Genomic DNA, 15,076 nt, shown 5'->3' with positions numbered 1-15,076 from the left:
ATGACATATCGCAAGGGCGCCGCCGGGCCGGCGGCGTTTGCGCAATTGAATGAATTACGGGAATGGGGAAGTCATGAATTCGCATCAACGACAAATGCAGCAGCAAGCCGCAGTTAACGCACGGGATCCATCGCGACCTGCGCTGTCGGAGCGTTCCTGGATGCGGCGCACGGCGAAAACCATGCTTGCCCTGTACCTGTGCCAGACCGTTCTGGCCGTATTGCCGGCGCAGGCAGGCAATCTGCCCATTGCAGCATCGCCCAACGCACCTGCCGGCCAGCGTCCGCTGATCGATGGCGCACAGAACGGCGTGCCGATCGTGCTGATCGCGCCGCCCAGCGCCAGCGGCGTTTCGCGCAACCAGTACGGCCAGTTCAATGTCAATCCCAACGGCCTGATTCTCAACAACAGCAGCGGCAATACGCAAACCCAGCTGGGCGGCTGGATCACCGGCAATCCGCAATTGGGAAATACGCCGGCGCGCATCATTCTTAATGAAGTGGTGTCGAACAACCCCAGCCAGCTGCGCGGCACCATTGAGGTCGCAGGACAACGCGCCAACATCGTGGTCGCCAATCCGAACGGCATCACTTGCGACGGCTGCGGCTTCCTGAACGCCAATCGCGGCACGCTGACCACCGGCCAGGTCCAGTTCGGCGCAAACGGCGCGATCAACGGCTTCAATGTCGGCCAAGGGCAATTGACGATCGGCAGCGGCGGCCTGAACGCCAGCAATATCGAACAGCTTGACCTGATCGCCCGCGGCCTGGTGATCGAAGGCGAAGTCTGGGCCAAGAACCTGAATGCCCTGGCTGGCGCCAACCAGGTGCTGTACGGCACGCTGCAAACCACGCCGCAAGTCGGCACCGGCGCCGCGCCGCGCTTTGCGATCGACATCAAAGATCTGGGCGGCATGTATGCCAACCAGGTGTACCTGGTTTCCACGGAACAGGGCCTCGGCGTCAACAGCAGCGGCAGGGTTGCCGCCTTGCAGGGCAACCTGGTGTTATCGAGCAATGGCGACCTGACCTTGAAAGACAGCTACGCCAAACAGAATATCCAGCTGGCGGCGAACGGCAACACCGTGTTGATCGGGCAGACCCAAAGCGAAGGCAGTACGACCATCGCCAGCGGCGGCAGCCTGGCGCAGCAGGGTACGCTGGATTCTCAAGGACAACTGATCGTCAATGCCGGCGCCTTGAGCAATAGCGGCTCGACGATCCAGCGCAGCGCCGACAACCTGACGCTTGCCATCAATGGCGTCGCAGCCAATAGCGGCTCTATCGCCAGCGGCGGGGCACTGAACCTGAATGCCGCCGGCATCACGGATAGCGGCGGCAAATTGCTTGCCGCCGGCGATCTCAACCTGCAGGCGCTGAATCTCAGTTTCTCCGGCAGCCAGCTCAACTCTGACAAGAACGTCAATCTGACCGCCAGCGCCGGCAACTTGCTGGCCAGCGGCAGCAATGTCGCCGCTGGCAATAACCTCAATGTCAGCGCCGGCGGCCAGTTGAGCAACGCGGGCGGCATATGGCAGGCCGGGCAGAATGCCAGCATACAGGCGGCATCGGTCAGCAACGTCGGCGGCACCTTGCTGGCAAACGGCCAGCTGGGCGTCACCACGGCCGGCAAGCTCGACAATAGCGGCGGCAAGCTGATGGGCAGCCAGGCGGTTGCCCTGAACGCGCAACAACTGGTCAACGACGCCAATGGCCTGGTCGCCAGCGACCTGGCTACACGTATCTCTGCTACCCAAGGCATCAGCAACCAGGGCGGGATGTTGTCGGGCAAGACCGATTTGACGGTCGACGCCAATGGCGCGGCAATCAACAACACGGCGGGGACGCTGGTATCGGATGCTTCGTTGAATGTCAGCGCCGGCGCGCTGGACAATAGCCGCGGCCAGCTGACCGCGCGCGCCCAGAACGGCGGCGCGGCGACACTCAACCTCGCCAGCCTGAGCAACCGCCAGGGCGTCATCGACGCTGCCGGCAGCCTGGCATTGAGCACCTCAGGCGCAATCGATAATACGCAAGGCAGCATCGCTTCCGGGACAACCGCCAGCGCTGCTGCGGGCGGAGCGCAGATCCAGTCCGCCAGCTTGACCAACAACGGCGGCCAGGTCATCGCCCGCGATACCTTGGCGATCAATACCGGCGCCTTGGGCAACGATGCGATAGGCGCCGGCAAAGGCATCCTGGCATCGAACAAAGGCGCCGTGACGATCAATGCAGGCGCCGCCAGCAATATCGGCGGGCTTGTCACCAGCGCCACCGGCACCACTCTCAATACACAAGCGCTGAACAGCAGCGGCGGCGAAATTTCGTCCGGCGCGGCGCTGGCGATCAATACGGCTGGCCAAACGCTGACCAATACCGGCGGCCGCATCCTGGCCAATGGCAAGGTGGAGATCCAGGCCGGCGCTGTCGCCAGCAACGCGAACGGCGCCCAGGCCGCGCTGATTTCCAGCGGCAGCAGCCTGGATATCCGTGCCAGCACGCTGAACAACGGCGGTTCAGTTATCGTCGCCGGCAACACGGCGGACGCCAGCGCCGGCAAGGTCGACCTTGAGTTGGGCGGCGGCGCGTTGTCCAACAACGGCGGCGCGATCCAGTCTACCAACGCAATGACCATCAATGCCGGCACCGTCGGCAACCAGAGCGGCCAGATCACGGCCAACAATACGGTCAACCTGAACGCTGCTAGCGTGGACAATACCGCCGGCCTGGTATCGGCGGTGAATACCCTCGCTGTCGCAAGCGCGGCTGCAATCCAGAACGGTCGCGGCCAGCTCGCTAGCAACGGCAACCTCAGCCTGAGCGCGAGCACGCTCGACAACATACAAGGCATGGTCAGCGCCAAGCAGCAGGCGGACCTGAAGCTGGGCACGGGCTTGCTCAACAATGCGGGCGGACAGATCGTCGGCACCCAGGCGCTGACTGTGCAGTCAGGCGAAATCCGCAATGCGGCGGGAACCATCGCCAGCGGTGCCAACCTTGTCCTGAACACCCAAGGCCAGGCGTTTGACAATAGCGCGGGCCAGGTTGTCGCCAGCGGCAATCTTGACATCGCCAGCGCTCAGCTCAACAACAGCGGGGGCACCATCGCATCGCTCAAGGGTGCGGCGGGCATCAACACCGGCGGCCAAGCGCTGACCAATGACAGCGGCAAGATCCAGGCTGCAGGCAACACCACGCTTAGCGCAGGCAATACCAGCAACGTCAAAGGTTTGATCAGCGGCCAGGACATCACTATCGCGGCGGCTACGTTCGACAACGCGGGCGCACAGGTTGTCGCGGCCGGAAATCTCAGCACCAGCACCGCCGCGCTGAACAATACCCAAGGCTTGCTGCAATCGGTTGGCAATGCCCGCATCGACAGCCATGGCCAGGCGATTGTCAACAGGAGCAGCGGCAACAGCGGCGGGATCGTCTCCGGCGGTACGCTGGACGTGAAAGGCGGCAGCCTCGACAACCAGGCCGGTTACGTGGCCAGCAACGGCAAGCAGACGCTGGCCGTGGCCGGAGACCTGGATAACCGCAGCAGCGGCCAGATCGTTGCGAACGGCAGCAATACGATTACCGCCGCCAATGTACTGAACAGCAGCGGCTTGATCCAGTCGTTGGGCGACATCGGCATCACTGCGGCCGGCAGCATTAGCAACAATGGCGGCCAGGTCGCGGCTAACGGCGATGCCGTGCTGAATGCGGTCAATATCGACAACAGCGCCGCCGGCAACATCAGCGCTACCAATATCCGCGCCAGCGCCAACAGCATCAGCAACGCCGGCGGCAATATCAAGGCTGGCAAGGATGCGGTGATCACCACCGCGCTTGGCGCCGCCAGCCTGGACAATACCGGCGGCCTGGTCAGCGCCAAGCACGATGTCACGATCAACGCCACCGCCCTGAACAACGCCAGCGGCAAGATCGTCGGCGACAACAGCGCCACCGTCACCACCAGCAGCAACAGCCTGAGCGGCACGATTGCGTCGAGCAACGCCGTCACGCTGAACGTCAACGGCGACTACAACAACACCGGATTGCTGTCGGCCCAGAAAACCCTGACCGTCAATGCCAGCAACATCACCAACAGCGGCACCCTGACCTCGGGCGATACGCTTAACGTCACGGCCGGCAACCTGACCAACTCCGGCGAGATCAGCGCGCAGACCACCAACCTGAACGTCAGCGGCACGCTGACCAACAGCAGCACCGGGCTGATCGACGGCGTCACCACCAACATCATTGCCGGCACGACGAACAACAGCGGCCGCATCTACGGCGACCTGCTGCGGATCAGCGGCGGCGCCGTCAACAACAGCGGCAGCGGCACCATCGCGGCCCGCAACACCTTGCTGATCGGGGTCCAGAACCTCAGCAATACCGAGGGCGGGCTGATCTACAGCCTGGGCGACCTTGGCATCGGCGGCGCGATTGACGGCAACGGCAACTTGCAAGGATCGGTAGAGAACCTGCTCAACGCCTCCGCCAAGATCGAAGCGCAAGGCAATCTGGCGATAACAGCCGCCAGCCTGGTGAACCGCAACAATCATCTGACCACGCGGGTCGTGGTCGATCCGACGATTAACCAGGACCAGGTGCAGCCTTCCGGGTCCGCCACCAAGTACAAGTCATCCGACTGCTTCGGCGTCGGCGGCGGCGGTGACTCGGTCAGCTGCATCGTTCATCCCGATAAATACGGCCAGCGCAGCACCGTCGCCACTGCCCGCACTGTGATTCCCGATTCCTGCAGCGGCAGCGGCGACAGCCAGACTTGCATCCCGGGTTCCATCGTGGACAACTATCCGTGGAATTCGCCGGTGTTTGCCCAGTTCGGCGTCGCGACCGTTACATCGGCCGCGCCGGTAGAGCCGAATGGCGGTCCGGGTGGCTGTTCCTTCATGACCGACAACGGCTCGGTGGATTTGACTACTCCCCAATGTGTGCAGTGGCGAAAAGACTATGCAGTCTGGAGCACAGCTTATGAGGCGACGCTGGATGCGCTCGCTCCTAAGATCGATAGCTACAATGCCAGCGTGAGGGAAGACAACCGGCTCGACCAGTTCGAGGACTACACTTGGTACAAGGTCACGGCAAGTTCAAGCCACATCGAAGTAACCAATAGCGCTCCGGCGCAGATACTGTCCGGCGGCAGCATGACGCTCAACGGCTCCGTCACCAACCAGGATAGCCAGATCGTTGCCGGCGGCGCGCTTGCCATCGTCGGCCCTACGGTCCGCAATCTTGCCACGCAGGGCGAGAGCCGTACCACCTACAGCGGCACCGCCGAGTTTACGCATGTGGACAGCTGCGGCACGTTTGGCGGCAGCCATTGCCGCAGCTGGGATGGCGCTCAGCCTTACAACGCGGCTCCGCAGGTCATCAGCGTTGATCTGCCGACCGTGGTGTACCAGCAAAACGCCGGCAACCAGACCGATAGCCGCAATCTCGGGGTCAGCACCGCCAACCCGGACGGCAGCGTCGCCGGCGCCGTCAGCTCCGCTATCGGCAATGCCCGCATCATTGGCGCACAGGCAGTCAATGCAGTACTGGCGACCGGCGCCGGCGCAGACAGCATCGGCCGCGCTTTGCCGGTAGTGCAAAGCGTGGCGGCAAACGGCACGGGTTTGCGTGCGCATGACGTTATCCTGACCACACCGCCGCGCCTGATCCTGCCAAACAACAGCCTGTTCACGATCCACCCGGAACCCGGGTCGCGCTACCTGGTGGAAACCGATCCCCGGTTTACTAACCAGCGCAACTTCCTCTCCAGCGACTATTTCCTGCAGGCGCTGAATCGCGACCCCGAGCGTAACCTGAAGCGTTACGGCGACGGTTTCTACGAACAACAGCTGATCAATGACCAGATCCTGGCGCTCACAGGACGCCGCTACCTGACCAGTTACACCAGCACCGAGGACGAATACAAGGCGTTGATGAACGCCGGCGTCGCCTATGCCAACCAGTATCAGCTGAGCCCCGGCGTGGCCTTGTCGGCAGAACAGATGGCGAATCTCACCACCGACATCGTCTGGCTGGTGAGCCGCAGCGTGACGCTGGCCGACGGCAGCACGCAGCAGGTGCTGGTGCCGCAGGTTTACCTGCGCCGTCCGCAGGGCGGCGACCTGCAGCAAAGCGGCGCCTTGATCGCCGGCGGCGACGTCATGATCAAAACCGATTCCGACCTGGTCAACAGCGGCAGCATCGCCGCCACCAACAGCACTACGCTGCTGGCTGGCAACGACCTGCTCAACCAAGGCGGCCGCATCAGCGGGCAGGATATCGTAGCCCGTGCCCGCAACGACCTGGTCAACCTGTCCGGCGTGATCCAGGGCAGCGGCAACGACTCTATCGTCACGTTGCTTGCCGGGCGCGACATCGTGCTGCAAACGCGCACCATCGACACCGTCAATCCGGAAGCCACCAGCACCCGCACCAACATCGACCGTATCGCCACGGTGCAAGGCGGCACGGTAACCCTGAACGCCGCACGCGACCTGGTCGTCAAGGGCGCGAACGTCAGCGCGGTCGGCACTGCCAGCACGGATAACCCGAACGGCGGCAACCTGATCGCCACCGCCGGCCGCGATGTCAAGGTCAGCGCCGTCACCGGCCAGTATCAGATCGATGTTGAAAATCCGGCCGGACACAGCGTTGAAGGCCGCACCGGCTTCATCAAGGAAAGCACGGTCAGCAATCAGCTAGCCAGCCTCAACGCCAGCAACAACCTGGGCCTGGCCGCAGGCCAGGGCGGGAGCGGCGACCTGACGCTGAAGGGTGCCAACCTCAACGCCGGCAATAATGCGCTGCTGTCGGGCAGCAATGTCAGCATCGAAGCGGTCAAGGACAGCGTCGTCAACGATATCCAGACTGTCGGCAAGAAGGAATACCACCGCATCGGCAGCGCCGACGAAACGCTGGTCGGCGGCAATGTCAACGCCGGCAACAACCTGACGGTCAAGGCTACCGGTACGCCAAGCGGCGCGACCGATGCCAGCGGCAGCGTCGTGGCCCAGGCGGGTAGCGGCAACATCACGCTGACTTCAGCCTACCTGGCGACAACGACCGGGCAAGTCACGCTGGCCGCCAACAATGACGTAACGATCAAGAGCGCCACCACCGAACACAGCACGGTGCAGGAAAGTTACGTCAAGAGCGGCGACGCCATGTCGACCACGACCACCACGATCGCCAAGCACAGCAGCCTGCAGCAGGCCGAAGGCAGCACGGTGTCGGGCAACAGCGTGCTGGCCGTCGCCGGCCATGACATCAATATCCAGGGCAGCAATGTGGTCGGCACCAAGGACGTAACGCTGGCGGCAGCCAACAACGTCAATATCCTGACTGCGCAAAGCAAGAGCGCGCAATCGTCGTATGAAAAGAAAGAAACCTCGGGCCTCTTCAGTACTGGCGCCAGCATCACCATGGGCAGCAAGGAACAAGACAATGAGAACACGCTCAAGACTGTTACGAATACCGGCAGCGTGATCGGCTCGACCGGCGGCAACCTGACGATCAATGCCGGGGAACACTATACGCAAACCGGTAGCCGGGTAGTGGCGCCGGCCGGCGACATCAGCATTGCAGCCAAATCGGTCGATATCAACGCAGCCTTTGACACCTCGGAACAGAACAGCAAGACCCATACCGAGCAAAGCGGCTTGTCGCTGGGCGTGAGCAGTCCTATCGTCAGCGCTCTGCAATCGATTGAGCAGATGAGCGATGCTTCCAAGAAGACCGACGATTCGCGCATGAAATTGCTGGCCGCCGCTGCGGCAGCCATGACCGCCAAAGCCGTGGCCGATGCGGCAGCGAATCCAAGCGTGACAGTCAGCCTGACCATTGGCGCCAGCAAGAGCGATAGCCAAAGCAAGCAGACCAGCAGCACTGCCGTGGGTTCTTCGGTGGCTGCAGGCGGCAACCTTGCCATCAGCGCCACCGGCGCCGACAAGGACAGCAATGTCAACATCCTCGGCAGCAATATCAGCGCCGGCAAAGACGCCAGCATCAAGGCCGACGGCGACATCAACCTGCAGGCAACGCAAAGCACCAGCGACCAGCACAGCACCAGTTCGTCGAGCAGCGCTGCGGTCGGGATCGCCGCCACATATGGTTCAAACGGCCTGGCGTTCGGCGTTACCGCCAACGCCTCGGGCAGCCGCGGCAAGGCGGATGGCGACGATGTCACTCAAAACAACACCCATGTTGTCGCCGGTAATACGCTGACGCTGGAATCCGGCCACGATACCAATATCAAAGGCGGCGTCGCCAGTGCGCGGCAAGTGATTGCAGATGTCGGCACCTCAGGCCAGGGCAACCTGAACATCGAGTCCCTGCAGGACACCAGCAACTACAAGAGCAAGGACCAAAGCATAGGTGGCAGCGTCACCATCGGCTACGGTTTTGCCGCTAGCGGCAACTACAGCCAGACCAAGGTCAACGGCAGCTTCGCCAGCGTCGGCGAGCAATCCGGCATCGCCGCCGGCGACGGCGGCTTCCAGGTCAAGGTCAACGGCAACACCGACCTCAAGGGCGGCGTCATCGCCAGCAGCGACAAGGCGATCCAGGACAACAAGAATAGCCTGGCGACTCAGACCCTGACCCAGGTCGACATCAAGAACCATAGCGACTTTGACGCCAGCGGTTTTGGCGTCAGCGGTGGTTTTGGCGTGGGCGGCGACAAGGGCGATGGCAAGGCGGCAGACGGCAGCACCGCCAAGGCGCCGACGGTAGGCGGACAAACGCTGCAAACTTTCCAGACCGGCAGCACCGGCACTTCGGCAGGGATCGGCAGCGCCAGCGGCAGCAGTAGCAGCACCACCCGCAGCGGCATCAGCGGCGGTGTCGTCACGATCACTGACGATGCTGCGCAACAGGCTAAAACCGGCACTACAGCTGTCCAAACCGTCGCCAGCATCAATCGCGATGTCAGCACGGCTAAGGACAGCAGTGGTGCCTTGACCAAGGATTGGGATGGTCAGAAGCTCAAGGATGATGTTTCGGCCCAGGTGCAGATTACTTCGACGTTTGGGCAGCAGGCGGCCAAGAACATTGGTGATTACGCAAAAGGCAAAGAAGACGGCTTGAGAGCGCAAGCGCAGACGGCCAAAAATAGCGGCGATCTGGATGGCGCTGCTGCGTTATCCGCAGAGGCTGATAAATGGACAGATGGCGGCGCCTACCGTGTCGCGTTGCATACAGCGGCAGGCGCACTTTCCGGTGGATTGGGAGGTGCTGCGGGGGCGTTGACATCGGCCACCGCGATGAACGTCATTGGCGATGAAATCAAGAAAATGGATCTGCCAGCAGACCTGAAGCAGGGGCTGGCGCAGATCGCGGCGACGGCATTAGGTGCGGCGATTGGCGGCGCCGCCGGGGCGGCTTCAGGATTGAATGTCGAGGCCAATAATCGACAATTGCATCAGGACGAACGTCAGTGGGCGAAAGATAAAGCTCAGCAATACCAGCAATACCTGGCCAAAAATTACGATGAAAAAATCACTGCCGAGGAAGCCTATCAGCGTTTGTTGTCGGCAGGTTATGCCATGGTGGACGATGCAGCTCTAGTGGGGGGTAAAAGCGACGAAAAAGCCAAGCAGTTTATTTCAGAAAACAAAACAGGCAATCTGTTTACTGCCACAGCAATTGAACGCCGCGATTCTCGCTTGGGTGGAAATCCGGATGGTTCTTGGACACCTGAACAGCAGGCCCGATTTGGGGCGAAAACTCCAGGCGAAAATGCTAGTAAATTAGTGACGATTGCCACTGATTATCTAGGTAAACCATGCGGCGCGAATTGCGGGGCAAAGTTCGATGCCATCAATAATGCCGTTCTCGCTTTGGAAGCTGCCAAACCGCTGTATCAGGATGATGTAGGTAGCATTACCTTGATTAACCGGCAAATTGAATTGCTCAAGAATGGCATCGGTTATGAAGAGCGCGTGCGTGGAGCTGCACAATCGATTGGTAATACCGATAAGGCAATTGCGGCAGCCCTCCTTGGCGGGCCATCTCGGATAATTGCCGGTAATGCGACAGCAGATACGTTGAATACGGTCTCTTTAGTACAGCAGTTAAAGGACTTACGATTGGTGTTGCCATCTGGTCCAAAAACGGGGGGGAATATGGGCATTGCCCAAATCGACATTCCAGGGATACCGTCAACTATGGCGGCATCGAGCCAAATCAATACGCCGACGATCACGCAGCAGGCACTTGGATTTGTAGGTCAAGTACCAGAAACTTTCACGAGTTCTGCTGTGCCATCAGCTTCCGGAGTTTTGATTAATAGAGCTGTAGATTCAGAAGCAAAAATATTGAATAACGTCGCTGCACGCTTAGGTGATAATACTTCTGTAGCGGGAACGATAAACCTGCTGACTGAGCGAGCACCATGCTCAAGTTGTTCAAACATAATTCAGCAGTTTCAAACAAAGTATCCAAACATTATCATTAACGTGATGGATAATAATGGAATCGTACTACGGCCACCAAAGAAAGGACTTTAAAATATGGACGAACGGGCGTCATATAGCGAAATACGATCTTGGTTTTTGAATTGTTATTATGAGTATTGCCGGTCAAAGCTATTTCATAAACAACAATGGGAAGCAGGAGAGTATGAGTTTGGTTATGCATACGATGAGTTTCAGAATGCATTCATTAGTCCGATTGAGAAATTAATGCTGGAAGTACTCACTGTTATTCTTGCGGGGGGGAGGTTACCCGAAAGCGAACAGTACCATTGGCAGAAAATTGCCAGCCTGCTGGCAGAGAACGATTTGCAGAAAATGCTAATTGATCTACCACAAGACGAGGCAGATTCGTTTCGGCATGACCTTAAACTTCTCAAGTTAATTGCGTGAATTTTGTTACGGAAAAATCATTGGTTTAGCGATCTCCGAACAATTGTCTGGTGCGGACAACGGGAGTAAAAGTGAGAGAGTGTCTGCAATGACTAGCATCAACATGTCCGTCCATTCTCATCAATTCTCAAAGAAAGCGACCCTCAGTCGTTTTTATGGCTTGTTGAAGACCTGCGCATCGATATTCTTCGATAACATCGGATAATGAAAACAGAAGTCAAATGGTGATGGAAAATTATTGGACAGCGTCAGATATCGAAATTAATTGGAAAGCTCCTGTCATTCCTTATAGTTCTTTGGCCGGAATCCCAATAGGGGCACCATTGTATTTGCTGGAAAAAAATCTCGCCAGATACGTTGTAGACGAAAAAAATAATTTGTATCAATTTGAAGAATCGCCAGTTCTTCAATTGAGAGAAAGCATTGAAGATAGCGGCTCTAGGTATTTGTGCTTTTCTATTTATGAAAAATCTTTAACTAACTGGAATCTCGTATTTGATTCTCCGGACAATCCGAGCGTTGAGACGCGTGCGTTGGTGGTGTCTATAAAGGAAAATAAAGTTTTAATTGTCGCTGCATGGCTAGTGGATTTTTTGGATGAAACCCTTGGCGTCTACAGAAATTCATATCAAGGAAAATTACAGCACGGAGTGAAGCTTGGTGATCGTGTAGATGCGATGCTATCAATTACAGATTTGGAATATGACTCTAATGAAGAATTGTTTTATCCGGACAAAAACTATGGGGGATTGATAGTTGGCGGAGCTCCCGGAAGCTTGGAAGATTTTCCAGATCAAATAATTTTGTCTATGCGCGTTACCCCGCCTTAAGTGACAGAGAAGCACGAAAACTCGGGGTCAAGTCTTGCCGTGACACATAACACGCTAAAAATCTAAGTTTGATTTTCTTGGAATCGGATTTCGACAATGTGTCATTGCAAGACTTGACCCCAGTCCCCCAAGCTGATCAACCGGGTCCACAAGCGAGAAGTGAACAAGCGGCAGCAAAAGCTGTTTGATGACGAATCGGCACCTGGCCGTTCGTAAGACTATAATCGAGCCATTCTTGGTATCGATTTAGCTGTATCAGCTTAGACTGCCCGGTGCATGCAGCGACAGATTTTTGTCACGGTTAAATCCCCATTGAAGGACAACAATCGGCCATCTCGGCCGGTCGTTTAGAAACGATGCAGATCGAATCGTAGAACTATGGGGCAAAAAAAATGACTACCATTTATCACTACTGCGACGCATCGGCATTTGTCTCAATCATTGAGTCTGGAAAACTTCGACTTACGAATGCGAGAAAGACCAACGACAAGTATGAGCGAGATTATTTTAAAGAGAAAGCGTTCGAGTACCTTGCCGGACTGGTTAAGCAAGATAAATCACTTGACAGTTTTTACACTACTTTGCAAGTACATTTTGATTTGCTCGAAGATTTAAGCGATTTCTATATTTGTTGTCTGTCTAAACAAAGAGACTCTGTTGGCCAATGGGTGGCATACGCCGATAAAGGGGCAGGATTCGCCATTGGATTCGATATCAATGCGCTGCGCATGGTGGTCGGTGCACCGATACTAGATAATAATTATGCGGTTACTTCGTTGGAAAATACGGAGGAAGATTGGAGGTTTGCGCCTGTTATTTATGGCGATGCGGACGGAATGAAACCGCACTTAGAAAAAATCGCGAGCTTCGGCCAGGCGCACGAGAAAATCAAAAACGGCACCACCCAGCCTGCGCGAGATTACATCAATCAAATGTGTGCATTTTTCAAACACCCTGTGTTTAGAGAAGAGAACGAATGGAGGGTCATTTATGACGCCACACACCCGAAAATTTTCTGGCGCTATGGAAAATATGGCCTCACGCCTTATTGCGAAACACCAAACATATTGAGTTGCATACGAGAAGTTGTGATTGGTCCAAGTAATTTGGACAGGGATGCCGAAGCCTACGTGCAGAGTTTTTTGACATCGCATGATATCAATGCCCAGATTGAAAAATCACAATCTCCGTATCGATAAATATGCAATCCAGGTCCGGAACGTTTGGATAGCTTTGTCAAAGAGCGCATTTGACGACGGTTATAAATAACATGGAGCATCTATGTTGAGAGCGTCAATAACATTTCTCGCAATTTCTTGATTTTTATATTTCGCTGCGCTGAGATTTAATTCATCTTTCTAAAACAGGATTTTATGTATCGCCTTACCCGTTTTGCTCCCCATATCGCTTCAATGGCATTCCTCACCGCCTGCGCCACGCCGGCATCTGGCCCACGGCCAAGCGTGCCAGACGTTCCAGACAACGTGCCCCGTGCAACCATAGTGCTGGATGCGCCTTACACAGATACCAGGCTCTTTTTACGATATCCGCTTCATTGCGCGAGTTTTTTGGGATTGCCTTCGAATGGCAGGTTCGGCAGAGTCATTGCGATCATACCGCGGCATAACCGCAGTGGCGAAATACAGCAGGCAAGGGTGGCGGCAGGTGCTCATGTTGCGTTTGGGGTAACGCAACCAGGCGCTAGCGCCAATGTGGAGAGCCAACAAGATTGGGCTATGCCTGTCGAGGCCGGAGCAACGTATATCGTGACGGTCACGCCTCCCTCGGGATTTTTTAACCTGGGGGGCTTCAAATTGTCTGTGACCAAAGACGGGATTCCCGTACCGATAAAAGTGCTGCCTCTCCCAAGAGATGCCGTCTGTCCTGAGGATTTGACGTAAGCCAGCAGGAAATTCCCGTACGAGGAAATTTCACGCCATCGACGATACACGCCCAGCGTTCAAATTGAACGATCTGGACGTGTATCGGATTGAATCTGTCTGATAGAACAGCATCTCTCTGCATCTGCTTCCAAAAACAGAAATATCCTGCCTGAATATCAGTAATTCATTCCACTACGACTGAAGAAACATTCGAGCAACCGTTGCTCGAAATCAGTAGCAGCCTTCCATTTTAAGGTCCAGAATCAATTCGTCCTCTGGCCCATCTGCCTGGATGTTCAGGCTGGTCCATTGGATATTTATTGTCGATAAAAAGGAAGGCGTATGGCTAAAGTAACGGGTTTATCCGGAAATGAAATTTTTTGCCTGGCTTTAAAGAATTACTCGGCGGGTGAAATCGTCGTCGGCAACAGCGTCAATTCGATGGGTTTCCTTGGCGGGATCGGCGCCGGCCTGAAAAACATGCTCGGCGGCGAAATCACGCAAGTGACCGCGGCGATCCATGAAGGCCGTGCGAATGCATTTGAACGCATGCGCAAGGAAGCTGCGCAGCACGGCGCTTCGGGCGTGGCGGGGGTATCCAGCGAGCTGCGGTCGTTCAGCGGCAGCACAGAGTTCCTGTTTGTCGGTTCATGCGTCCATGCGCGCGATGCGTCCAGCCGTTTCTTCACCACGGCCGGCGACGCGCAGGAACTGTACTGCCATATGGACGCCGGCTATGAGCCGATCCAGCATGCGTTCGGCAACATCGCTTATTCCATGGGCGTCGGCGGCGGCATCATGGGGTCGCTGAAAACCCTGGTGCGCGGTGAAATCTCCGAGTACAGCAATATCTTCAACACGACCCGCCACAAAGCGCTGGAACGGCTGGTGAGCCAGGCCAAGGCTGACGGCGCCAACGCCGTGGTTGGCATCCGCACGACCATTCTGCCGTGGATGGGAACGCATGAGATGCTGATGGCCGGCACGGCGTCGCGGCACGGCGCGCTCCCGGCCAGCGCTGACAGCAATCCAGTCACCAGCGATCTTACCGGTGAAGAGTTGTGGGCAATGACAAGTCTCGGCTACGCCCCGGTAAAGCTGTTGATGTCGACTTCGATCTACTCGCTGGGCGTGGTGGGCGGCTTCATGGCTGCGTTCAAGTCTTTCACCAAAGGCGAGATCAGCGATCTGACCACGCTGATCCATGACGCGCGCGAGATTGCCATCGCGCGCCTGAAAGACGAAGCCGATGAGCTCGGGGCGGAGGAAGTGGTCGGGGTGAAGACCTATATCGCCGAAATCGGCAGCGGGCTGGTCGAATTCATGGCGATCGGTACCGCCGTCAAAAAAATGCCGGGTTTTTCGGTCAAGAGCGCTGGGCTTCCGGCGCAGGCGATCAGCCGCGACAAAGACACCTGGATCGATGGCGATTTCGGCTTTTCGCTGGATCGCAGCGGGAGTTCCTGAGTTACCCAATTCCGGAAAGCAGTAAAAAT

The 15,076-nt window shown here is 57.1% G+C and carries 5 protein-coding genes; all 5 read left to right on the top strand.

Features of this window, described 5'->3' with window-relative positions:
- Positions 1 to 73 precede the first annotated feature (73 nt).
- The 5 genes from CFU_RS11600 (at position 74) to CFU_RS11585 (ending at position 15,047) form a co-directional block, all read left to right on the top strand.
- Positions 74 to 10,510, top strand: coding sequence for a hemagglutinin repeat-containing protein (locus CFU_RS11600; RefSeq protein ID WP_190275146.1), 10,437 nt, complete (start codon positions 74 to 76; stop codon positions 10,508 to 10,510).
- A gap of 3 nt (positions 10,511 to 10,513) precedes the next feature.
- Entirely contained in the window at positions 10,514 to 10,867 is a 354-nt protein-coding gene (imm2, locus tag CFU_RS23850) for an Imm2 family immunity protein (protein ID WP_081466460.1), read from the top strand.
- 221 nt (positions 10,868 to 11,088) lie between these two features.
- Positions 11,089 to 11,697 carry a hypothetical protein gene (locus tag CFU_RS24490; RefSeq protein WP_148264826.1) on the top strand — a complete coding sequence of 203 codons (609 nt, stop codon included), beginning with the start codon at positions 11,089 to 11,091 and terminating at the stop codon, positions 11,695 to 11,697.
- A 392-nt stretch (positions 11,698 to 12,089) separates the two neighbouring features.
- A complete protein-coding gene (locus tag CFU_RS11590) occupies positions 12,090 to 12,896 on the top strand; it encodes a DUF2971 domain-containing protein (RefSeq protein WP_041741823.1) in 807 nt (268 codons plus the stop codon).
- A gap of 1,026 nt (positions 12,897 to 13,922) precedes the next feature.
- Entirely contained in the window at positions 13,923 to 15,047 is a 1,125-nt protein-coding gene (locus CFU_RS11585; RefSeq protein ID WP_014006226.1) for a heavy metal-binding domain-containing protein, read from the top strand.
- Positions 15,048 to 15,076: the final 29 nt, after the last annotated feature.

This window comes from Collimonas fungivorans Ter331, from assembly GCF_000221045.1.
Classification (GTDB): Bacteria; Pseudomonadota; Gammaproteobacteria; order Burkholderiales; family Burkholderiaceae_D; genus Collimonas; species Collimonas fungivorans_A.
The sequence above is the reverse complement of the archived record's forward strand: the minus strand, read 5'-3'. Positions and strand labels throughout refer to the sequence as shown.

Excerpts from the sequence above, each read along its gene's own strand:
- CFU_RS11600 (WP_190275146.1), top strand. The coding sequence starts at position 74 with ATGAATTCGCATCAACGACAAATGCAGCAGCAAGCCGCAGTTAACGCA.
- imm2 (WP_081466460.1), top strand. The coding sequence starts at position 10,514 with ATGGACGAACGGGCGTCATATAGCGAAATACGATCTTGGTTTTTGAAT.
- CFU_RS24490 (WP_148264826.1), top strand. The coding sequence starts at position 11,089 with ATGGTGATGGAAAATTATTGGACAGCGTCAGATATCGAAATTAATTGG.
- CFU_RS11590 (WP_041741823.1), top strand. The coding sequence starts at position 12,090 with ATGACTACCATTTATCACTACTGCGACGCATCGGCATTTGTCTCAATC.
- CFU_RS11585 (WP_014006226.1), top strand. The coding sequence starts at position 13,923 with ATGGCTAAAGTAACGGGTTTATCCGGAAATGAAATTTTTTGCCTGGCT.